Source organism: Vibrio sp. D431a (assembly GCF_030248655.1).
Lineage (GTDB): Bacteria > Pseudomonadota > Gammaproteobacteria > Enterobacterales > Vibrionaceae > Vibrio > Vibrio alginolyticus.
Genome location: NZ_JAHGAP010000011.1, coordinates 156,952 through 179,353 on the forward strand (window position 1 = coordinate 156,952; position 22,402 = coordinate 179,353).

Annotated in this window: 19 protein-coding genes; 12 read left to right on the forward strand and 7 right to left on the reverse strand. The window is 44.7% G+C overall.

Annotation, left to right across the window (positions count from 1 at the left end):
• Positions 1 to 17: 17 nt before the first annotated feature.
• The 3 genes from KJB35_RS09875 to KJB35_RS09885 all read right to left on the reverse strand — a co-directional run bounded on the left by KJB35_RS09875 (position 18) and on the right by KJB35_RS09885 (position 3,426).
• On the reverse strand, positions 18 to 200 hold the full coding sequence (locus tag KJB35_RS09875; RefSeq protein ID WP_021034161.1) for a hypothetical protein: 183 nt from the start codon (positions 198 to 200) through the stop codon (positions 18 to 20).
• A 78-nt stretch (positions 201 to 278) separates the two neighbouring features.
• The gene (locus tag KJB35_RS09880; RefSeq protein ID WP_017819922.1) at positions 279 to 1,616 is read right to left on the reverse strand and encodes a sigma-54 dependent transcriptional regulator; all 1,338 of its coding nucleotides are present in this window, start codon (positions 1,614 to 1,616) and stop codon (positions 279 to 281) included.
• 4 nt (positions 1,617 to 1,620) lie between these two features.
• A complete protein-coding gene (locus tag KJB35_RS09885) occupies positions 1,621 to 3,426 on the reverse strand; it encodes an ATP-binding protein (RefSeq protein ID WP_213908043.1) in 1,806 nt (601 codons plus the stop codon).
• 526 nt (positions 3,427 to 3,952) lie between these two features.
• On the opposite strand from KJB35_RS09885, the gene tig reads away from it, so the two are divergent.
• The 7 genes from tig to KJB35_RS09925 all read left to right on the forward strand — a co-directional run bounded on the left by tig (position 3,953) and on the right by KJB35_RS09925 (position 12,890).
• Positions 3,953 to 5,260, forward strand: coding sequence for a trigger factor (gene tig / locus KJB35_RS09895; protein WP_005382251.1), 1,308 nt, complete (start codon positions 3,953 to 3,955; stop codon positions 5,258 to 5,260).
• 105 nt (positions 5,261 to 5,365) lie between these two features.
• The gene (gene clpP / locus KJB35_RS09900; protein ID WP_005382347.1) at positions 5,366 to 5,992 is read left to right on the forward strand and encodes an ATP-dependent Clp endopeptidase proteolytic subunit ClpP; all 627 of its coding nucleotides are present in this window, start codon (positions 5,366 to 5,368) and stop codon (positions 5,990 to 5,992) included.
• 70 nt (positions 5,993 to 6,062) lie between these two features.
• Entirely contained in the window at positions 6,063 to 7,343 is a 1,281-nt protein-coding gene (gene clpX, locus KJB35_RS09905) for an ATP-dependent protease ATP-binding subunit ClpX (protein ID WP_005382345.1), read from the forward strand.
• Between the two features lie 130 nt (positions 7,344 to 7,473).
• Positions 7,474 to 9,825, forward strand: a complete 2,352-nt coding sequence (gene lon / locus KJB35_RS09910; RefSeq protein WP_005382343.1) for an endopeptidase La — start codon at positions 7,474 to 7,476, stop codon at positions 9,823 to 9,825.
• Positions 9,826 to 10,016: 191 nt separating this feature from the next.
• Positions 10,017 to 10,289 (forward strand): HU family DNA-binding protein, encoded by a 273-nt coding sequence (locus KJB35_RS09915; protein ID WP_005382341.1) that lies wholly within the window; start codon positions 10,017 to 10,019, stop codon positions 10,287 to 10,289.
• 201 nt (positions 10,290 to 10,490) lie between these two features.
• Positions 10,491 to 12,350 (forward strand): peptidylprolyl isomerase, encoded by a 1,860-nt coding sequence (ppiD, locus tag KJB35_RS09920; RefSeq protein WP_005382334.1) that lies wholly within the window; start codon positions 10,491 to 10,493, stop codon positions 12,348 to 12,350.
• A gap of 255 nt (positions 12,351 to 12,605) precedes the next feature.
• The gene (locus KJB35_RS09925) at positions 12,606 to 12,890 is read left to right on the forward strand and encodes a helix-hairpin-helix domain-containing protein (RefSeq protein ID WP_031777211.1); all 285 of its coding nucleotides are present in this window, start codon (positions 12,606 to 12,608) and stop codon (positions 12,888 to 12,890) included.
• Positions 12,891 to 12,988: 98 nt separating this feature from the next.
• On the opposite strand, the gene rrtA is transcribed toward KJB35_RS09925, so the two are convergent.
• Positions 12,989 to 13,540, reverse strand: coding sequence for a rhombosortase (gene rrtA / locus KJB35_RS09930; RefSeq protein ID WP_005382331.1), 552 nt, complete (start codon positions 13,538 to 13,540; stop codon positions 12,989 to 12,991).
• A 3-nt stretch (positions 13,541 to 13,543) separates the two neighbouring features.
• Between rrtA and KJB35_RS09935 the strand changes: the two genes are divergently transcribed.
• A complete protein-coding gene (locus KJB35_RS09935) occupies positions 13,544 to 14,158 on the forward strand; it encodes a tRNA-uridine aminocarboxypropyltransferase (protein ID WP_025766956.1) in 615 nt (204 codons plus the stop codon).
• A gap of 6 nt (positions 14,159 to 14,164) precedes the next feature.
• Here the strand turns inward: KJB35_RS09935 and KJB35_RS09940 are convergent, their stop codons facing one another.
• From KJB35_RS09940 to KJB35_RS09950, 3 genes are all read right to left on the reverse strand, one after another.
• On the reverse strand, positions 14,165 to 15,487 hold the full coding sequence (locus KJB35_RS09940; protein WP_017634779.1) for an anti-phage deoxyguanosine triphosphatase: 1,323 nt from the start codon (positions 15,485 to 15,487) through the stop codon (positions 14,165 to 14,167).
• 15 nt (positions 15,488 to 15,502) lie between these two features.
• Positions 15,503 to 16,087, reverse strand: a complete 585-nt coding sequence (gene yfbR / locus KJB35_RS09945; protein ID WP_017634778.1) for a 5'-deoxynucleotidase — start codon at positions 16,085 to 16,087, stop codon at positions 15,503 to 15,505.
• A gap of 91 nt (positions 16,088 to 16,178) precedes the next feature.
• Positions 16,179 to 17,393 (reverse strand): pyridoxal phosphate-dependent aminotransferase, encoded by a 1,215-nt coding sequence (locus KJB35_RS09950; RefSeq protein ID WP_213908042.1) that lies wholly within the window; start codon positions 17,391 to 17,393, stop codon positions 16,179 to 16,181.
• Positions 17,394 to 17,610: 217 nt separating this feature from the next.
• On the opposite strand from KJB35_RS09950, the gene KJB35_RS09955 reads away from it, so the two are divergent.
• Genes KJB35_RS09955 through menB form a run of 4 tightly spaced genes read left to right on the forward strand, consistent with a single transcriptional unit; the run spans position 17,611 to position 22,306 of the window.
• Positions 17,611 to 18,918 (forward strand): isochorismate synthase MenF, encoded by a 1,308-nt coding sequence (locus tag KJB35_RS09955; RefSeq protein WP_213908041.1) that lies wholly within the window; start codon positions 17,611 to 17,613, stop codon positions 18,916 to 18,918.
• Positions 18,915 to 20,633 (forward strand): 2-succinyl-5-enolpyruvyl-6-hydroxy-3-cyclohexene-1-carboxylic-acid synthase, encoded by a 1,719-nt coding sequence (gene menD, locus KJB35_RS09960; protein ID WP_213908040.1) that lies wholly within the window; start codon positions 18,915 to 18,917, stop codon positions 20,631 to 20,633. The genes KJB35_RS09955 and menD overlap by 4 nt, the downstream gene beginning before the upstream one ends.
• On the forward strand, positions 20,620 to 21,447 hold the full coding sequence (menH, locus tag KJB35_RS09965) for a 2-succinyl-6-hydroxy-2,4-cyclohexadiene-1-carboxylate synthase (protein WP_149191943.1): 828 nt from the start codon (positions 20,620 to 20,622) through the stop codon (positions 21,445 to 21,447). Before menD ends, menH begins: the two co-directional genes overlap by 14 nt.
• A complete protein-coding gene (gene menB / locus KJB35_RS09970; RefSeq protein WP_005382318.1) occupies positions 21,440 to 22,306 on the forward strand; it encodes a 1,4-dihydroxy-2-naphthoyl-CoA synthase in 867 nt (288 codons plus the stop codon). Before menH ends, menB begins: the two co-directional genes overlap by 8 nt.
• Positions 22,307 to 22,402 lie beyond the last annotated feature (96 nt).

Sequence of the window (22,402 nt, forward strand, 5' to 3'; positions counted from 1 at the left end):
GAAAGAGGTGTGAGAATTCACACCTCTTCGTCTATTGACTTGTAACAAGTTTTGCGCGGGTCTGAATTAATTCGACGTTCATAGTGTCGCCACCTCTTTTTATTTTTGCGACGCTCTTCACCGAATCTTCTCTCTTCTTGATAGCAACCGTCTACGAGCACGGTATCTGTAACAATCGGTATTCTCACTTTTTCGTTCATATCTATAACAACCATGATAAACCCGTTGTTAAAAATTATGATTCAAGTTGAATATAATGCCAGCTATTTGAACGTGTTTTATTTGTAAAGGTCTTTATTTATTTGGTAGCGCTGCATCTTGTCGTAAAGAGTTTTTCTTGGCACATTCAATTGGCACATTGTCTGTTTAATACTACCGTTGTTTTCTAATAAAGCGCCTTCAATGGCTGCTCTCTCAAACTCCGCCACTTGCTCTGCAAGGCTTGAGGAAGACTTAGCAACTGGGTTCGATTCTCCCAACTGAATTAACTTACCCAATAGCACAAAACGCTCTGCAGCATTTCTGAGTTCTCGAACATTGCCAGGCCAGTCATGGCTCATCAGTTGCGCTAGATCTTGGGGTGACAAGCTAGGTGAGCTTTTGCCATAACGTGAAGCTGCTACCAACAGAAAGTGGTGAAAGAGGGCTGGAATGTCTTCTTTTCGTTCGCGTAGTGGCGGGAGATCCAAGGTCACGACATTGAGCCGATAATAGAGGTCCTGACGGAAAGTACCTTCTTCAGCTGCGTGTTTTAAATCGACCTTTGTTGCGGCAATCACTCGAATATCTAAAGGCAATAATTCATTTGAACCGACACGCTCAATCACGCGCTCTTGTAATACCCTCAATAAACGAATTTGGGCTTGGATAGGCATCGACTCGATCTCATCCAAGAAAAGTGTGCCGCCTTGTGCAAACTCAAATTTACCGATACGACGGCTTTCGGCGCCAGTGAATGCGCCTTTTTCATGGCCGTAGAGTTCACTCTCAATTAAGTTCTCTGGAACCGCTCCACAATTTACGGCGACAAAGTTTTGGTTCCGGCGAGAGCTTTGCTCATGTAAAGAACGAGCGATTAACTCTTTCCCTGTACCGGTTTCACCAAACAACAAAATATCGGCGTCGGTATCGGCGATTTGGGTGATGGTCTCTCGTAATATTTGGATGCTAGAGGTTTCACCAATAACTCGTGGACCAAGGGTTTTACTGGCTTTAAGTGACAGGCGCAGTTTTTCATTTTCATTGGTTAGTTTGCGCTTCTCAATCGCCCGCTTAACCGTTTCAACCAAATGCTCTGGCGCAAAAGGTTTCTCAATAAAGTCGTAAGCGCCTTGATGAAGGGCTTGCACTGCCATGGAAATATCACCGTGTCCAGTGATCATGATGACGGGTAAGTTTGCATCGCGTTGAGTCAAAGTTGTTAGCATATCCATACCAGAAATGCCCGGTAAACAGATATCAGTGACCACGACGCCAGCTTCTTCTCCTTGCTGCATCGCTATTAAAGCCGATTCTGCATCCACAAAAAACTTGGCGTCGATATCCGCAAGTTCAAAGGTCTGTTCTATAGCGAGTCTGAGATCGGCCTCATCATCAATAAAAAACACCTGACACATGATCTTATCCTTTTGATGGTTCAGTGTTGTAAGAAGTGATAGGTAAACACAATGAGAATCGAGCGCCGCCTTGTTCTCGATTATGGGCACATAATTTTCCATTCATACTGGCTAAGATTTGTTGCGAGATAGAGAGACCCAAACCTAAACCGTTCAGTTTAGTGGTTAGAAACGGCTCACATAAATCAGAAAGTGAGAAAGAGCCAAGTCCTGGGCCATTATCATCAACATGAATCCAAACTAAATCAGTGTGCTCATCGTGTTCTACAGATAATTCTACCTGTTTGTCTTGTTGTTCTTTGAGTGCTTCTATCGCATTAGTCAGTAAATTGACCAACACTTGCTCCAGTTGAATAATATTGATCTGCACTTCAACATCATGCTCTGGCAAATTTGTTTCTAACGTGACGCGCCCTGATTTAAATGCGGGCTTCATCAGTTCTTTTACAGAGGCTATCACAGGGAACAATCGAGATTGAGCCAACTCGTCACCACTGGTTTTTTTGGCGAAAGAGCGAAGTTGCTGACTGATATTTGCCATACGGTCAGTGAGAGCAGAAATGCGAGTGAGATTATCTTCCACTCGCTCATATTTTTCTTTTTTTAGAAACAGCTTGCCGTTCTCCGCAAAGCTACGAATTGCTGCAAGTGGATTATTCAGTTCATGGCTGATACTGGCCGACATTTGTCCTAACACCGCGAGTTTCGCTGCTTGCACCAATTCATCTTGAGTAACGCGTAAAGTTTGCTCGGTATCGATACGCTGTGCGATCTCCGCTTGCAACTCGGCAGTCCGTGCCATGACTTGATATTCCAACTTTTGATTTGCTTCTTGTTGAATTCGTTCAAGTTGCAAGTGACGCTGTTGACGGTGATAGATAAGCTGACCAATTAAAAACAAAACCATGAGTGCTAGAGTGAGTACAAAGATGTAACCCATGGTGAACCAAACGATCGACTGTTTAGGAGACAGCACACGAATAGTCAGTTTGAGTTCGGGAAGGGGCAGCGAAGAGACCACCAAGGTTCCTTTATTGTATGGGTAACCCTGTTTAAGCTCAGAATGCACCTCGTCCAAACTACCCACTAATCCAAGCGTTTCAATTGGCGCATCAAGATATTGTTGGCTTGCCCAAACTTGCTTTTTCTCTTTTTTTGTCAGTGGCTGTAAGCTTTTGAGTAGCCATTCACTTCGGCTACTCATGAAAACAATTCCGTATGGGTCGCTGGCGACAAAAACACTGTTAGGTTGCTGCCAGTTGTCCTCTATCTTACTTAGGTCCATCTTCACCACGACGACACCAAGTACACCGCCAGCGTATACGATGGGATAAGAATAGTAGTAGCCACGTTTACCAGATGTTGAGCCCAGTGCGTAGTATTGGCTTCTTTTGCCTACAATGGCTTGTTTGAAATAAGGGCGAAATGCAAAATTTCGCCCGATAAAGGAGCGCTGTTTACGCCAGTTGCTGGCGGCGATCGTTGTACCCCATTGATCGATTAAGTACGTATCCGCTGCTTCAATCACGCCATTAACGGATTCTAAATACCGATTAGTGATTTCCAGTTGCGCACTGTTGTTGGGGTGCAGAAGCGCTTGATAAAGTGGATCATCTTTAGCGAGAAGATTTGGGATATGGGCGTACTTATCGAGTTTATTTTTTATATGGCCAGAAAATTGCTCAAGCTGTGATTGGTGTTTATCAAGTAGAGATTGATAACTGGTCTGCCAAACCCAATGGCCACCGATAATTGCGCACAGGAAATAGAAAGCAAAAAATGTCAGCAGAATCCGTTTTTTTTGCGACATCCTTACACTCCTTACAACTTCCTTTGGTCACGTAAGAAAATGTTAATAGTTTGTAGGAAGGATTAGGGATTTAGTTTTCAACTCTGTGGAGTAAAACAAGAGCAAGATCTCTTTTTAGGCTTTTCGATAAAAAAACCGGTCGATTCTCTTGAAAAAGTCGCTATTGTCCCCATTCTAGATATGCTGGCGATGCTTAGACGGTGTCTGAATCGCATTTTTGAAGAAAAAATGGGTCAGCATTCGAGAATTTAGCGCAGACAATGTCCACATAGTGGCTATTGGCTCGACAGGGTTGCGACAGATCGCTAGAATGTCGCGTCTAAAAATTCTGTCCTGAGGCTAATAGGAGATACCTTTGGTTATTTTATCGAAGATATCACTGATTAGTCCGGTACTGACAACCAGTATCGATACTCGATTTTAAATTAGGTGTTCGGACAGAACACTACACAAGGATGAAGCGTAAGCTCCTCTGAGTTTCGCTCATACGCTCGGAAAACCGAGCCACTTTAGAGGTTTATATATAATGCAAGTTACTGTTGAAACGCTAGAGGGCCTAGAGCGCCGTCTAAACATTACTGTTCCAGCTGCAAACATCGAAGACGCTGTAACAGCTGAACTACGCAACATCGCTAAAAACCGTCGTTTCGATGGTTTCCGTAAGGGTAAAGTGCCTCTAAAAATGGTTGCTAAGATGTACGGCAAAGCAGTACGTCAAGACGTTCTTGGTGAAGTAATGCAACGCCACTTCATCGAAGCTATCGTTAAAGAGAAAATCAACCCAGCTGGCGCTCCAACTTTCGCTCCTGTAGAGAACAAAGAAGGTTCAGACCTAGTTTTCACTGCAACTTTTGAAGTTTACCCAGAAGTTGAGCTTAAAGGCCTAGAGAGCATCACTGTTGAAAAACCACTAACAGAAGTTAAAGATGCAGACGTAGAAGAGATGATCGATACTCTACGTAAGCAACAAGCAACTTGGGTTGAAGTTGAAGAAGCAGCAGAAGATGGCAAACGCGTAAGCATTGACTTCGTTGGCTCTATCGACGGTGAAGAGTTCGAAGGTGGTAAAGCTGAGAACTTCCCTCTAGAAATGGGTGCTGGTCGCATGATCCCTGGTTTCGAAGACGGTATCGCAGGTAAAACTGCTGGTATGGAATTCGACATCGACGTGACTTTCCCAGAAGATTACCACGCTGAAAACCTAAAAGGTAAAGCAGCTAAGTTCGCAATCAAAGTGAACAAAGTTGAAGCTCGTGAACTACCAGAACTAAACGACGAGTTCGTTGCTAAGTTCGGTGTTGTTGAAGGTGGTGTTGAAGCACTTAAAGCTGAAGTTCGTAAGAACATGGAACGCGAACTTAAGCAAGCTGTTAAGAACCGCATCAAAGAGCAAGCGATTGACGGTCTAGTTGAGCAAAACGACATCAACGTACCATCAGCGCTTATCGAGCAAGAAATCCAAGTTCTACGTCAACAAGCTGCACAACGCTTCGGTGGTAACCCAGAAGCTGCTGCTCAGCTTCCACGTGAACTGTTCGAAGAACAAGCTAAACGTCGCGTAGTTGTTGGTCTTCTACTAGGTGAAGTAATCAAATCTGAAGAGCTAAAAGCGGACGACGAGAAAGTTAAAGCGCTAATCGAAGAAATGGCTACTGCATACGAAGATCCATCAGAAGTTATTGCTTACTACGAGCAAAACGAAGAAATGATGAACAACATGCGCAACGTAGCTCTAGAAGAGCAAGCAATCGACGCGATCATCGCTAAAGCACAGGTTTCTGAGAAAGAAGTAGGCTTCAACGAGCTACTTAACCAACAACAACCTGCTGCTTAATAAGCAATATCTTGCGTAGAAGGTTGACTTAACGTTAACTATTCTGCTAACAATGGTCCGTATGATAGTCATCATCCGGGCCATTTATTTTAGGGACATAAGAATATGAGCTACCAAGAAAAAAATGCAATGTCGCCAATTATGGACGCGCTAGTACCAATGGTGGTTGAACAAACTTCCCGAGGCGAACGTTCTTACGACATCTACTCACGTCTGCTGAAAGAGCGCGTGATTTTTTTAACGGGTCAAGTGGAAGACCACATGGCAAACCTTGTCGTGGCTCAGCTACTTTTCCTAGAATCTGAAAATCCAGATAAAGATATTTTCCTATACATCAACTCACCAGGCGGCAGCGTAACAGCAGGTATGTCTATTTACGACACCATGCAGTTCATTAAGCCAAATGTGAGCACAGTATGTATGGGTCAAGCATGTTCAATGGGTGCCTTCCTGCTTGCAGGTGGTGCGCCAGGTAAGCGTTACGTACTGCCTAACTCTCGTGTAATGATCCACCAACCATTGGGTGGTTTCCAGGGTCAAGCTTCTGATATCCAAATCCATGCTCAGGAAATCCTGACGATTAAACAGAAGCTAAACAAGTTGTTAGCAGAACATACAGGCCAACCTCTTGAAGTCATTGAGCGCGATACTGATCGTGATAACTTCATGTCATCAGAGCAGGCTGTGGAATACGGTATCGTGGATGCAGTGTTAAGCCACCGTGGCGAGTAATTTGCCAGCGCATTTTGGCAAAAATTGATATACACTCATTCATGAAGAGTAAAGGCTAAGAGGTTAGCGAATGACAGATAAAAGCAAAGAAAGTGGCAGCGGTAAATTGCTGTACTGTTCTTTCTGCGGCAAAAGTCAGCACGAAGTTCGCAAGCTAATCGCAGGTCCGTCAGTGTACATTTGCGACGAGTGTGTCGACTTATGTAACGATATTATTCGCGAAGAAATCAAGGATGTTCTCCCTAAGAAAGAATCTGAAGCGTTACCAACGCCAAAACAGATCCGTGAACACCTTGATGACTATGTGATCGGGCAAGATTACGCGAAAAAAGTGCTCGCAGTTGCGGTATATAACCACTACAAGCGTTTACGCAATGGTGATACAACGAGCGAAGGTGTGGAGCTTGGTAAGAGTAACATCCTTCTAATTGGTCCTACAGGTAGCGGTAAAACACTACTTGCGGAGACATTAGCTCGATTCTTGGATGTGCCATTTACAATGGCAGACGCGACGACACTAACCGAAGCCGGTTACGTAGGTGAAGACGTTGAAAACATCATCCAAAAGCTTCTGCAAAAATGTGATTACGATGTAGCTAAAGCAGAACGCGGCATCGTTTACATTGATGAAATTGATAAGATTTCACGCAAAGCTGAAAACCCATCTATTACGCGTGACGTATCTGGTGAAGGTGTTCAGCAGGCGCTACTAAAACTTATCGAAGGTACGGTTGCATCGGTTCCACCTCAAGGTGGTCGTAAGCATCCTCAGCAAGAATTCCTACAAGTGGACACATCTAAGATCCTGTTCATTTGTGGTGGTGCTTTTGCTGGCTTAGACAAGGTGATTGAGCAGCGTGTTGCAACAGGTACAGGTATTGGCTTTGGTGCTGAAGTTCGTTCGAAGAATGAATCGAAGACGGTAGGTGAGCTATTTACTCAAGTTGAACCTGAAGACTTAGTGAAGTACGGCCTCATTCCAGAATTCATTGGTCGTCTACCTGTAACAACAACACTGACTGAGCTTGATGAAGAAGCGTTGATTCAGATCCTATGTGAACCGAAGAACGCACTGACCAAGCAATATGCAGCATTGTTTGAGCTAGAAAACGCCGAACTTGAATTCCGTGAAGATGCGCTGCGCGCTATCGCGAAAAAAGCAATGGAGCGTAAAACAGGTGCTCGTGGCTTACGCTCGATTCTTGAAGGCGTGCTACTTGAAACCATGTACGAATTACCATCTGCAACAGACGTTAGTAAAGTCGTGATTGATGAGTCCGTCATTAATGGCGAGTCAGAGCCACTGCTTATTTACAGTAACGCAGACAATCAGGCAGCTGGAGCAGAGTAAATTCAGCCATAATGAAAAAGGAGGTAAGTAATTACCTCCTTTTTTTATTTCTCTTATTGAATCCAAACAATTAGCCCCCATATACTGCCTTAAGTAATACGTTAAACGTGAAAGCGGAAGAGAGAATTATATGAACTTGGAACGTTCCGAGCGTATCGAGATCCCGGTACTACCTCTACGTGACGTAGTGGTCTACCCACACATGGTTATTCCATTGTTTGTTGGTCGTGAGAAATCGATTAGCTGTCTAGAAACGGCGATGGAAACCAACAAACAAGTTCTTCTTGTGGCACAAAAGCAAGCGGATACTGACGAGCCTACGGTTGACGACCTATTTGACGTAGGTACGGTAGCCACCATTCTCCAGCTCTTGAAGCTTCCGGATGGCACAGTAAAAGTATTGGTCGAAGGCCAGCAGCGAGCAAAAATCAATCACTTTAAAGAGAGTGACTTTTTCCTAGCGGAAGCTGAATTTGTTGTTACGCCAGAATTGGATGAGCGTGAGCAAGAAGTGATTGTTCGCAGCGCGATTAATCAGTTTGAAGGGTTCATTAAGCTAAACAAGAAGATTCCACCAGAAGTGCTAACGTCACTTAATGGTATCGACGAAGCCGCACGCTTAGCGGATACCATTGCGGCTCATATGCCGTTAAAGTTGGTGGATAAGCAGCAAGTGCTTGAAATTGTTGACGTCACTGAGCGTCTGGAATTCCTGATGGGCCAGATGGAATCAGAGATCGACTTGCTGCAAGTTGAAAAACGAATTCGTGGTCGCGTTAAAAAGCAAATGGAAAAATCTCAGCGTGAGTATTATCTGAATGAGCAAATGAAAGCGATTCAGAAAGAACTTGGTGAGATGGAAGACGCACCAGACGAGTTCGAAACGCTACAGAAGAAGATTGACGAATCAAAAATGCCTCAAGAGGCACGTGAAAAGACAGAGCAAGAGCTGCAAAAGCTTAAGATGATGTCTCCAATGTCTGCTGAAGCAACAGTGGTTCGTAGCTACATCGATTGGATGGTCAGCGTTCCTTGGGCTAAGCGCTCAAAAGTTAAGAAAAACTTAGCGAAAGCAGAAGAGGTTCTTAATGAAGATCACTACGGTCTAGAACGCGTCAAAGAACGTATCCTTGAATACCTGGCTGTTCAAAACCGTATCAACAAGCTAAAAGGTCCTATCCTTTGTCTTGTTGGTCCTCCTGGTGTAGGTAAAACGTCTCTTGGTCGTTCAATTGCTTCAGCTACAGGCCGTAAGTATGTTCGTATGGCGTTGGGTGGTGTGCGTGATGAAGCGGAAATTCGTGGTCACCGTCGTACTTATATCGGCTCATTACCAGGCAAATTGATCCAGAAGATGTCGAAGGTTGGTGTGAAGAACCCGCTGTTCTTATTGGACGAAATCGACAAAATGTCTTCCGATATGCGTGGTGATCCGGCATCGGCTCTACTAGAAGTACTTGATCCTGAACAGAATAACTCGTTCAACGATCACTACCTAGAAGTGGATTACGATCTCTCTGACGTTATGTTTGTTGCGACATCGAACTCGATGAACATCCCGGGTCCATTGTTAGACCGTATGGAAGTTATTCGTTTATCTGGTTACACCGAAGACGAGAAGCTGAACATTGCAAAACGTCACCTTGTTGATAAACAAGTGAAGCGTAATGGCTTGAAAGCGGATGAGATCGTCATTGAAGATTCTGCGATTATTGGCATCATTCGTTACTACACGCGTGAAGCGGGTGTCCGTAACTTAGAGCGTGAGATTTCTAAGATCTGCCGTAAAGCGGTGAAGAACATCTTGCTGGATAAGGACATCAAGTCAGTAACGGTAACGATGGACAACCTAAAAGAGTACTTAGGTGTTCAACGTTTCGATTACGGTAAAGCGGATGAAAGTAACCGAATTGGTCAAGTAACTGGCCTAGCTTGGACCGAAGTGGGTGGCGATCTATTAACGATTGAAACTCAATCAATGCCAGGTAAAGGTAAGCTGACACAAACGGGTTCTCTTGGTGATGTGATGCAAGAGTCTATCCAAGCAGCAATGACAGTGGTTCGCTCTCGTGCAGAAAAGCTAGGTATCAATACTGACTTCTACGAGAAGAAAGATATTCACGTACACGTCCCGGAAGGCGCGACACCAAAAGATGGCCCAAGTGCGGGTACAGCAATGTGTACAGCATTGGTTTCTTCTCTAACAGGCAACCCTGTGAAAGCAGAAGTAGCGATGACGGGTGAAATCACACTGCGTGGTGAGGTTCTACCTATCGGCGGCCTAAAAGAGAAGTTACTTGCGGCACACCGTGGTGGCATTAAGACAGTGCTAATTCCAAAAGATAACGAGCGTGATTTGGAAGAGATTCCTGATAATGTTATCGCGGATCTGGAAGTTATCCCTGTACAGTGGATTGATGAAGTACTGAAAGTCGCACTAGAGCGAGACCCGACGGGCGTTGAGTTTGAGTCTCAAAAATAGTGATGTGTAGCAAAAATAAGTAAAAGTTTACGCTGATAAGCCCAAAAAGGCTTGTCAGCGTTTTTTTTGGGCGCTAAGTTAGTTTCGATAGCTGCCAGCCCTTGATGAATAAGGGGTGGAGCATATTTTCTTAACAATGGAACGAAAGTCATCACAAAAATAATCACAGATGACACAAAGGGGAAATTACAGTGAATAAAACTCAGTTAGTAGAACAAATCGCAGAAAATGCAGATATTTCTAAAGCGTCAGCGGGTCGTGCTCTAGATGCATTCATCGAAGCAGTAAGCGGAACTCTTCAATCTGGTGATCAAGTCGCTCTAGTTGGCTTTGGTACATTCAGCGTTCGTACTCGTGCTGCACGTACTGGTCGTAACCCAAAAACTGGTGAAGAAATCCAAATCGCAGAAGCAAAAGTACCAGCTTTCAAAGCTGGTAAAGCACTGAAAGACGCTTGTAACTAATCACGGCGTTATTTCTGTAACCGGCCATTTGCTTAACTTTTGCTCAAACAATAAGTTTCGAACAAAAATTTACAAACTTCGAGCCGAACTTTCTTAAATTATGCGCATCATACTGATGCGCATTTCTTTTTCTGATATTATTGCGCCATTATTTCTATTAGATAGAAGCAGTAGGCTTCAATTGTGGAGAGCAGTTAAATTATGATGGATCGACTACGCGAAGGCGTGAATAGCATCGCGGTCAAAATTATCCTTGGACTTATCATCCTGTCTTTCGTATTTGCAGGTGTAGGTAGCTACATCGTTGGTGGTAGCAACAACTCTGCAGCGAAAGTCGGTAACACTGAGATTCCTCGTGGTGAGTTCGAGATGGCATACCAAAATGAGCGTAACCGTATGCAAGCTCAGTTGGGTGACTACTTCTCTCAAATGCTGGCTGACCCTGCATATGTTGAATCTTTCCGCAAATCCGTTTTAGATCGAATGATCAATGACGTGTTGCTTGACCAACAAGCTGAAGCTTTGGGTCTGCGAATCAGCGACACTCAAGTGCGTAGCATGATTCTAGACATGCCTCAGTTCCAATCTAATGGTCAGTTTGATCAAGAGATCTATCAAGCTTCTTTGCGTCGTGCAGGCTTTTCGCCAGACTCTTTTGCTGAGTACATGCGTCGTGAATTGGTTCGTGAGCAACTGCTGAATGCGCTACAAAACAGTGAATTTATTCTGCCGGGTGAAGTACAAGCAGAAGGCAAGCTGTTCACTCAAACTCGTGATATTCGCACGATTCAGATCGACTTAGCGGAGTTTGCGAAAAATATTGAATTGACCGACGAAGAAATTCAAGAGTACTACAAAGCAAACCCAGACAACTTTACACGCCCAGAGCAGGTTAAAGTCTCTTACATCGAACTGTCAGCTGAAGCGCTAAAGGAACAAGTTAATGTTTCTGATGCTGAGGTGAAAAAGTACTACGACGAGCACTTAAACAAATACTCTTCAGAAGAGCAACGACGTGTCGCTCACATTCTTGTAGAAGGGGACGATGAAGCAAAAGCGCAAGCTATCCTAGATGAGCTAAACGCGGGTGCAGATTTTGCGACGCTTGCTCAAGAGAAATCTGACGATTTTGGCAGCGCTGAAAACGGTGGTGACCTAGGTTGGATTGAGCGTGATGTGATGGACCCTGCTTTTGAAGAAGCGGCATTCGCACTGAAGAATCCTGGCGATACGTCGGGTCTAGTAAAGTCGGACTTTGGCTATCACATTATCAAGCTTGAAGAGCTAAAAGATTCTGTGGCGAAGCCATTTGAAGAAGTCGCTGCTGAAATCAAACAAGAGATGGTCGACCAACAAGCGATCGATCAATTCTACGAGTTGCAAAATGAGCTTGAGCGCGTAGCGTTTGAATACCCAGACTCATTGTATGATGCTTCTCAAGCGGTTAACCAAGAAGTGAAGACAACGGACTTTATTTCTCAGGTTGATGCACCTGAAGTGCTTCGTAGCCCTGCGGTAATGCAAGCTATCCTAAGTCCTGAAGTTAAAGAAGATGGCCTAAACTCTGAAGCTATCGAAGTTGCGCCTGAGCATATTATCGTTGTTCGTGTTGAAGATGCGCGTGACGAGACAGTTCTTCCACTAGAAGAAGTGAAAGATCAGGTTGTTGCAGAGCTATCTCGTGTTAAAGGTGAGCAAGAAGCGATGGAACTTGGAACACAAGTCGTTGCGGCATTGAAAGAAGGTAAGACGAACGTGCTTGCTGAAAACAATCTTGCCTTTGGTGAACAAGAGACAGTAGATCGTCGTTCTCCGTTAGCAACAACGGTATTCGCGATGGCAAAACCAGTCGATGGTAAACCAGTATACGGTCAGTCTAAAGATCTTGAAGGTAACATCATTATCATCGAGCTTGATGCTGTAAACGCAGAGCTAGATAGTGAGTTAGAAGATCAAGTTGCGATGCAAATGCAGCGTGCATCTTCTCAGCAAGATTTATCATCTGTACTAGCCGTACTGCGTGCAAATACTGACATTGAGTACTTTGTTGTGAGCAACTAAGCACAATTAGTGTAATTTGTATGTTGAATAAAACGGACCGCATAAGCGGTCCGTTTTATTTTTGTCTTTATGAACTTCAATCATCAATAGGCATTACTTAAATTAGTGCGCGTTTAAGTGATAGCGGCCGTTGTGAATTCCGGGTCATCTCAGTTTGTTAAATGCATAACCATATTGCTTTCCATTGCAAATTTGATAGTGACTCGCTCTCGACGACTGTTTTTAGCCTACTATTTTGGAGATTGTATGTTCAATATGAAATGGATTTTGACATTGTGCTTATTTGTTTTTGCACCTTTTAGCATGGCTGCGGATTCAGCCACTGACAAATATGAAGGAATTGAAATTACTGTAAATATCAACACGGCCACTGCTGAAGAAATTGCGACCATGTTGAAAGGTATAGGTGAGAAGAAAGCGCAGAGTATAGTGGACTACCGCGAGGAACATGGCCCTTTTAAAACGGCAGCAGATTTGAAGAGCGTAAAAGGCATAGGTGAAGCGACAGTTAAGAAAAACGAAGACCGCATTTTACTGTAGCTTGATGTATTGCAGATATTGAGTCTGAATTCAGAACAATATCTGTTTCCCTATTACTGCTTTCCCGAACCAGCCCCTCTTTCGTGGTTCGGGATTTTTTATCCGAATAAACGACGGCGAAGGCCTTTTTCCAGTAAAGCCATTACTAACCCACCGAGTGCGCCAAACATATGAGCATCAATAGCAACGTTTGCACCGATAAGCTCAGCAGTACTGCTGGATGGGCCATAGACCTGCTCCCATGCTACTTTGGCGATTAGTCCTCCAACTAACAACACACTGCTTCTTCTGCTTTCAAAGACTTCTCTGAGCGCCCAAAATCCAAACAATCCGTGTAATACGCCGGATAAACCCACGTATACCGACATGTTGGTAAACAAATTCAGCGCACCAACACATGCACATAAGATTGAAAAAACGATAAGGAAGTTACGAGTGCTTGGGCGAAAAATAAAAGTAATGATCCACAATCCGGCGAGGTTCATTCCTAAGTGCGCAAAGTTGGTATGTGTGAGATTTCCTGTTACGATTCGCCACCATTCACCATGGCGTATATTGTAGCTGTGCCACTCGGTTAGGCTTGCCATTGGTTCAAATTGAAGTATCAAACAGATCACGCTGATAATACTCAGCAAGGTATAAAGGTTCACTCTATGTCTCGTTATTGTTCTCGTTGTGGAAAATCGCAAAAAGCGTGTATTTGCCAATGGATTGTACCGCTGGCAAGCGAGGTAGAACTTATCATTCTTCAGCACACGAGTGAAGAACATCGTCCGCTTGGTACGGCACGGATTCTCAATTTGAGTTTAGATAACTGTATTTGTTTGATAGGAGAGGACTTTTCTTGTGATGATGCCTTAAATCACTTATTAGCGGATGAGTCATATCAACATTTTGTTCTTTACCCATCAGAAGAGTCACGATGCATTTCTGAAATCACTCAAGCGAGTCATAGTGTATCTAAGAAAATACGTTTGATTTTGCTCGATGGTACGTGGAAAAAAGCGTACAAAATGTGGCAACTCTCAAGCAACTTACATCCACTCCCAACCGTGCAGTTGCCTAAGCAACTACAAGGGCACTACACCATTCGTAAGGCGCCCTCTGAGAATAGCTTATCGACAGTCGAGGCTGGTTATCATTCGCTTCGCTTGCTTGAACCCGAGCGAGACTTTACACCGCTGATGCGTGCGTTTGAAAAGATGATCGAATTCCAAATCGCCCAGATGCCTCCGGGCGTTTTTGAAAAGAATTACTTGAAAGGTTGAGTGTTACTAAAGAACGATGGAAGAGAAAAGTTGGCGGTGTAGCTTTTGCGCGTGACCATCGGTCATTGCAGAAATATAATCGGCGATGACCCTCATTTTATTGCTCTCGCTCTTCGCCTGACACCACAGATCTCTTGTATGAACGGGTAGTAATCGCTCTGGGTCTGCTGTTAACGCTTCAAAAATATCCATAATAATTTGCTGACCCTTATACTCAACGATCTGGACCTGCGGGACTTGGATAACGAAGGTGCTGACAAAGTGCTTGAGTACGTCAAGTGCACGTGCCATCTGTGGTTCTAAACACGCATTCCAAGACAGTAACGGGTTATTAAACGGCTCATCCACCGTTTTGATTGAAATGCTGGTCAGTAGCGCGTTAACCATACCACCGATAGCATCTTTCCGCTCATGGTGCTTACCGCTAAATAGCATCTGTCCGATGGAATCGATATGAGCTTCAAACCACGGGTCGCCACAGTCCGCTAATTGACTTGCTGCGCCTTCTTGCCATTGCTGACGTGTCACCATACCAAGTACGATTGCATCTTCTAAATCATGAACACCGTAGGCGATATCATCTGCTAGCTCCATGATTGAGCAATCGAGTGATTTAAAACGCGTTTTACTGTGCTCAAACTCCGATTCTGGCGTTGAACGCATCAGACTAAGCAATGCCTTGTCGTTGTCAGAAAGCGGTGCAATTACCCAATCAAATAAGTCTTTATCACAATCATAAATGCCTTTAGCTGGGCTCCAATCTTTTGCTTTTAGTTTACGTTGATGCTCGGCTGGTTGAGGCAACTTGACGGAGCGTGTTTGACTAATGAGGGCAGGGTACTTAATCAAACCAAGCAGTGTGCGGCGTGATAAATTCATTCCGAAATGCTCAGTATAAGGCTCTAACTTAGTGACGATACGAAAGGTTTGGGCGTTCCCCTCGAAGCCGCCATGTTCGCGCATTACGTAGTTTAGAGCGACTTCTCCCCCATGACCGTATGGAGGATGCCCGATGTCGTGAGCCAAACATAATGAATCAATTAAGCTGTCTGATGGTAATAGATCGCGGAACTCTGGCTGTTTTTTCTTTAACTGGGCGACGATACCGGTCCCTAGTTGCGACGCTTCTAAGGAGTGTGTTAACCGACTGCGGTGAAAGTCTTCCAAGCTATTGCCGTGTACTTGGGTTTTTGCTTGTAGGCGTCGAAATGCAGCCGAGTGAAGAATGCGCGCTCGGTCTCGTTGGTACGGGCTCCGATGGTCGTCTCGACGGATTTTATGCTCATCATCATGGCGCTCTTGCCATTGCGGGTGTAATTCAAACGACACGATTATCTCCGTAAGCTAACTGATTTCATCTAACGATAATTCGAAACTTGGGGCAAAGGTATTGAGAAAGTAATCCATTTCAGGCGTTCTGCGTTCTTGCAAAGTGACGTCTAAGCGTTTTTTTGCCAGAGCGAACTCATGGTTGCCGGCGCTTAGTTCTTCAAGACATTTTAAATAGGCACAGATGGAATCGGCTTGCTTAACGATTTTTGCGTCCTCTTCGTGTGCAGAGTGAGAAAGAAGATAGGGGGCAAAATCATCGTGGAACTCTTCCGGTAACATTGAGAGTAATTTTTGTTCCGCTGCCGATTCTATCTTCTTATATTCTTTGGCAATTTCAGGGTTGTAATACTTCACTGGAGTTGGAAGATCACCCGTTAATACTTCACTGGAATCATGGTACATGGCAAGAATAGCGATGCGTTCTGGATTAAGGTTGCCGCCGAACTTTTTGTTTTTAATTAGGGCAAGGGCATGAGCGACAAAAGCAACTTGTAAGCTATGCTCTGAAACGTTTTCTGGTGAGACGGACCGCATTAAAGGCCAGCGTTGGATCAGCTTCATTCGAGCCAGGTGGGCGAAAAAATGGCTTTCTTTCATGGCTTCCTCCGTTTCTGGTGTAAAAAAAGGAACTCACTAGGAGTTCCTCTAAGCATATGAGAGATCAGCACTAATTACTACCAGTGATTCATTACTGGCTGTAGGTTGATAGGAATCTTTCAAAACGTCCAATAGCGATTTCTAGATCTTCAACGTGCGGTAGTGTCACGATGCGGAAGTGGTCTGGTTTTGGCCAGTTAAAACCGGAACCTTGCACCAGTAAGACCTTCTCTTGTTTTAAGAAATCTAAAACCATCTGCTGATCGTTCTTGATGTTGTACATTTTAGTGTCGATTTTCGGGAAGAGGTACATCGCACCCTTAGGTTTGACACAAGAAACACCAGGAATCTGATTGATCAGTTCATACGCTCGGTTGCGCTGCTCTAATAAGCGTCCGCCAGGTAAAATCAGTTCATTAATACTCTGGTATCCACCTAACGCGGTTTGAATCGCATGCTGCATTGGTACGTTTGCGCATAAACGCATCGATGAAAGCAGCTCCAAGCCATTCACGTACCCTTGAGCCAGATGTTTAGGCCCCGTTAGGAACATCCAGCCACCACGGAAACCACAAACACGGTAGGCTTTTGAAAGGCCATTGAATGTCATGACTAGCACGTCTTCAGTGAGTGTGGCGACTGAGGTATGTGTTGCACCGTCGTACAACACTTTGTCGTAGATCTCATCTGCGAAAATGATCAGTTTGTGCTTGCGTGCTATCTCAATCACTTCAAGTAGGAAGTCACGGCTGTATACCGCACCTGTCGGGTTGTTCGGGTTGATCAGAACAATGCCACGTGTCTTTGGTGTGATTTTCTTTTTGATGTCTTCAAGGTCTGGGTACCAGTCAGCCTCTTCATCACATAGATAATGAACCGGCTTACCACTAGATAGTGCAACTGAAGCTGTCCATAACGGATAGTCTGGTGCTGGGATCAGCATTTCGTCGCCATTGTTTAATAGCGCTTGCATGGCCATTACGATCAACTCAGACACGCCGTTACCTACATACACATCTTCGACATCTAGCGAGCGTATACCTTTACGCTGATAGTGTTGGACCACAGCTTTACGAGCAGAGTAAATACCTTTGGAATCACAATAGCCTTGAGAAGTCGGCAGATTACGAATCACGTCGACTAAAATCTCATCAGGGGCGTCAAAACCAAATGGGGCAGGGTTACCAATGTTTAGCTTTAGGATTTTATGCCCTTCTTCCTCCATGCGCTTAGCATGTTTGAGTACAGGACCCCTAATGTCGTAGCAGACATTGTCGAGTTTTGACGACATCCCGATATTTTGCATTGTTTAATTCCTAAAAATTCGTTAATTTCTTTATTAAAATACAATAATTTGTTTTTTATTAGAATATATATCTGTAAATAATCTGTCTGCTGGTTAAGTTTTGCTCGCTTGCTATCACAGGATTTCGCAAAAGATCGCATACGACCTTGATTTGCTTTGGGTCTAAACTTAGAGTAGCCGTCAGTTACCATTTATCCTCACATACAACGAGGTTGATTTGTCACAGTTCCATCAAGCCGTAAAGAGAATTATCGAGCGAGTTCAGCAATCGGAAGGCAATCAAACACGTCTGGTCGAGCCCCTTAGCGAGAAACCTAATTTCTCATTTATTGATTGGCTTGATGCACAACCACTTTTCCCTAAGTTTTATTGGCAGTCCCGCGATACACGTGAAGAGGTCGTTGCACTAGGGCAATTGCACGCTTTTGTTGAGCCAGGTCCTGCTTATACCATTCTAGGTGAAGGGCAAAGAGTCTGGGGCGGGCGCTCTTTTGATGGACAGCATGAGAAGAATCATCGCTGTATGCCTTCTTTTTTCTTTTTGCCTCAAATTGAGTTAATTCGTTTTGACCAACAGTGGTCTCTCGCAGTTAATATTTCAGAAGACAAAGCGCGAACTCTAGCTGGGTTGAATAAACTGGTTTGTGAGGTCGCGGCCTTAGCTCCAATTTCGTCTCACATCCGCTCTATTGTTCACACGCCAAGTCAGCCTCAATGGAATGAGTTAGTTCATAAGGTTCTGACTGGTATAGAGAATGATGATTTTAAGAAAGTGGTTTTAGCGCGTCGCTCTACCGTGCAGCTTGATAACACATTAAGTGCTGCACAGCTACTTAAAGCAAGTTACTTAAATAACCATCATAGCTTCCATTTCATGCTGAGCTTAGACAGTAAGCACAGTTTTATGGGGTCTACGCCAGAACGTTTGTATTCTCGCGTAGGGCATGAGCTACATACCGAAGCGTTAGCAGGTACGATTGGTCGGGGAGACAATGCCACTCAAGATATGGAGTTGGCGAATTGGTTATCCCAAGACCAAAAGAACCTCAACGAAAACCAGTATGTGGTGGACGACATCATTGATCGTCTATTACCGCATTCTGAAATGGTTGAAGTGGAAGCTGAACCGAGTTTGGTCAGACTACGAAAAGTGCAGCACCTTAAGCGAAATATTCACGCTAGTCTAAGAGCGGGGATAAATGGTGTTCAGTTGTTATCGGCGCTTCAGCCAACAGCGGCGGTTGCTGGCTTACCCCGACAAGAGTCCATGCAGTTTATTCTTGATAATGAGCCCTTTGCACGCGGCTGGTATGCAGGCTCTATGGGTTACATTAGCCATGAACGAGCAGAGTTTTGTGTCGCAATCAGAAGCGCGCTTGTGCTCGGTGATCAAGTACAACTGTTTGCGGGCGCAGGGATTGTGCCTGGTTCTGTGGCAGAACATGAGTGGGCAGAACTTGATAAGAAAATGTCGACGTTACTTACGCTGATTTCTGATCATCCGCCATTGGGAGTCGCATCATGAGTCATGACCAAGCGGTGCTCAATCGAGTTTGGTCAGAAACCATATTGATTGAGCTTCAGCGATTTGGCGTTAAGCATGTTTGTATCGCTCCCGGATCTCGTTCTACTCCTTTAACTTTAGAAGCGGCAGAACAGTCCGACTTTTCCATTCATACTCATTTTGATGAGCGTGGACTGGGCTTTATGGCTCTTGGTTTAGCGAAAGCTACTCAGGAGCCAGTGGCAATTATCGTTACCTCTGGTACGGCAGTGGCGAACCTATTACCGTCGGTTGCCGAAGCCAAACTTACTGGTGAAAAACTGGTGCTGCTGACAGCAGATCGTCCAGTAGAACTTGTCGGCTGTGGTGCAAACCAAGCGATAAATCAATTGGGTATTTTTTCACATCATGTTTCGGCCAGTTTGAATTTACCAAGCCCAAATTTAGCAACGTCGCTTAACTGGTTGCTGACCTCTGTTGACGAAGTGATGTTTACTCAGCAATTGCAGGGTAGTGCTGTTCATATTAATTGTGCATTTCCAGAGCCTTTGTATTCCAACGGCGCAAAAGCGGATTATCAAACCTACTTAGATTCGGTCGCCGGATGGCGAAAAGGAAGCGGCACTTATACTCAGCGTTTTAGCCATTTGTCACAGGCGAACATCCCGCCTTTTTCGGACAAAAAAGGCTTGGTTGTGATTGGCAGCTTACCGCTTGAACAAGCGCGTTCGGCGCAGGCATTTGCACAAAAGATGGGATGGCCAGTACTTGCAGACCCGCAAAGTGGCCTCAGTTCGGATTGGGCGTATTACGATGTATGGCTTCAACTTCCCGAGTTTGCAAACGAGCTTGAATCTTGTGAACTTATTATCCAATTTGGTAGCCGAATCATCTCCAAACGTTTGAACCAATGGATTGATAAACAAGTATCGAAAAATCAACAAAGTAAAGACGTTCAATACTGGTATATCTCGCCGCGTATGGACCGTAATAACCAAAATCATCTGGCGCAAATGCACTGGGTTGAGCTTCCTCAAACTTGGGTTTCTCGCATTAGCTTTGAGAAGCCAATATTTGCTGGGTGGGCTGATAGGTTAGCGAATGGAGTTAAGCGAGTTCATCAACGTATCGAAGAAGCTTTCCTATCTGGTTCAGCGTCTGCCATTGACGAAATTGCGTTGGCAGCAGACATCAACGAGCGCACTAAAAACGCTGATGTCTTTTTGGGTAACAGTTTGTTTGTTCGACTTGTCGATATGTACGGCAAACTTGATGATGTAGAAGTGTTCACTAACCGAGGCGCGTCAGGGATTGACGGTTTGTTTGCTGCAGCATCAGGCGTGCAACGGGCAAGAGGTAATCCGTTACTGATGTATATCGGTGACACAGCAGCACTTTATGATCTCAATTCTCTGACGCTATTTTCTCACAATAAACTGCCGGCGGTACTTGTTGTTACCAATAATGACGGCGGTGCGATTTTTGATATGTTGCCAGTACCACCAGAGCGCAGGACGACATATTATCAAATGCCTCATGGTTATCAGTTTGAACACGCGGCAAAGCAGTTTGGTTTGGCGTATTTGCATGTTTCTACACTGGAGCAATTCCAATCATCTGTAAAAGAGCATTTATGTCACGGCCAAGGAACGTTGCTGGTCGAGGTTCAAACCCCATCTAACCAAGCTGCTGAGACACTCAAGGCATTTAATAAGAGTCTGAATGCTTTACTTTGAACGTTTCCCTGTATTAGAAAAGCACCAAAGTATTACTTTGCCTACTCTGGTGTTTTTGCATGGTTTGCTTGGTAGCGGTGAAGATTGGCAATCGTGTATCAACGCGTTACCCGAGTATGAACGTGTTACGGTTGACCTCCCTGGTCATGGGCATAGCCAATCTATTTCTTGCAGCGATCTGAATGATTGCTGCAAACTTCTTGGTTCCACACTATCTTTATTATTTCCCTCACAACAACCACTTATTTTGATTGGTTACTCTATGGGCGGCCGCATTGCGATGCATGGTATTGCCCATCAATGCTTTCCAGATCTCAATATTGCGGGCGCGATTGTTGAAGGGGGAAACTTCGGGCTTCAAACTGAGTCAGAGAAACAGGTGAGATTAGAGAATGATGCTCGCTGGGCAATGCGTTTCAAAACTGAACCACTTGAACGTGTTTTGAACGATTGGTACCAACAAGCGGTGTTTTCTTCACTAAACCATGAGCAAAGACAAACATTCATTGCGAAGCGAAGTGATAATCTTGGCTCAGCGGTGGCGAATATGTTGATGGCGACATCGTTAGCCAAACAGGCATATTTGTTGCCCTCACTGCAAAAGCAGAATATACCAGTGTATTACTTGTGTGGTGAGAAAGACCAAAAATTTAGCCAACTGGCACAACGTAGCGGGTTGGCGTATCGACAAGTTGAAGGCGCTGGTCATAACGTCCATCAAGAGCAGCCCAAACAGTTTGCGATACATACCAAGCAAATAATTCAGTCTCACTTTGGTGAGAGTAACGAGAACAATGGGAATCACCATGGCTAAAACAGTAGGCATTTCTGAAGAAGAACTTTACGCTCCGGTTCAATGGAAAGATTGCGGCGAGAAATACGAGGACATTCATTACCATAAGTCTGAAGATGGTATCGCGAAAATCACCATTGCGCGTCCTCAAGTGCGTAACGCGTTTCGTCCTCAAACGGTAAAAGAGATGATTGATGCGTTGGCAGATGCGCGTTACGACTCTGGTGTTGGCGTGATCATTCTGACAGGTCTAGGTGAAGACGCATTCTGTTCTGGCGGTGACCAGAAGATCCGCGGCGACTACGGCGGCTACAAAGACGACCAAGGTACGCACCACCTAAACGTATTGGACTTCCAACGTGATATTCGTACTTGTCCAAAACCAGTGATCGCATCGGTAGCAGGTTGGGCTGTGGGCGGTGGTCATGTTCTGCACATGATGTGTGACCTAACGATTGCAGCTGACAACGCTCAATTTGGTCAAACAGGCCCTAAAGTGGGTTCATTTGATGGTGGTTGGGGTGCATCTTACATGGCTCGCATCGTAGGCCAAAAGAAAGCTCGCGAAATTTGGTTCCTATGTCGTTTCTACAATGCTCAAGAAGCGGTAGACATGGGCCTAGTAAACACAGTTGTACCACTAGCGGATCTAGAGAAAGAAACCGTTCGTTGGTGTCGTGAAGTACTACAGCACAGCCCAATGGCATTGCGCTGCCTGAAAGCTGCATTAAACGCAGATTGTGATGGTCAAGCGGGTCTGCAAGAGCTAGCGGGTAACGCAACGATGATGTTCTACATGACTGATGAAGGCCAAGAAGGTCGTAACGCCTTTAACGAGAAGCGTCGCCCAGACTTCGATAAATTCCCTCGCAACCCATAATCCGTCTAAATGAGGAGCGTGTTAGCTCCTCTGTTCCTTTTTTCCTGAGCGCCTCGCCCTCTGGGAGGCTGGTGGGATTGCTCGTCAGAACGCTCA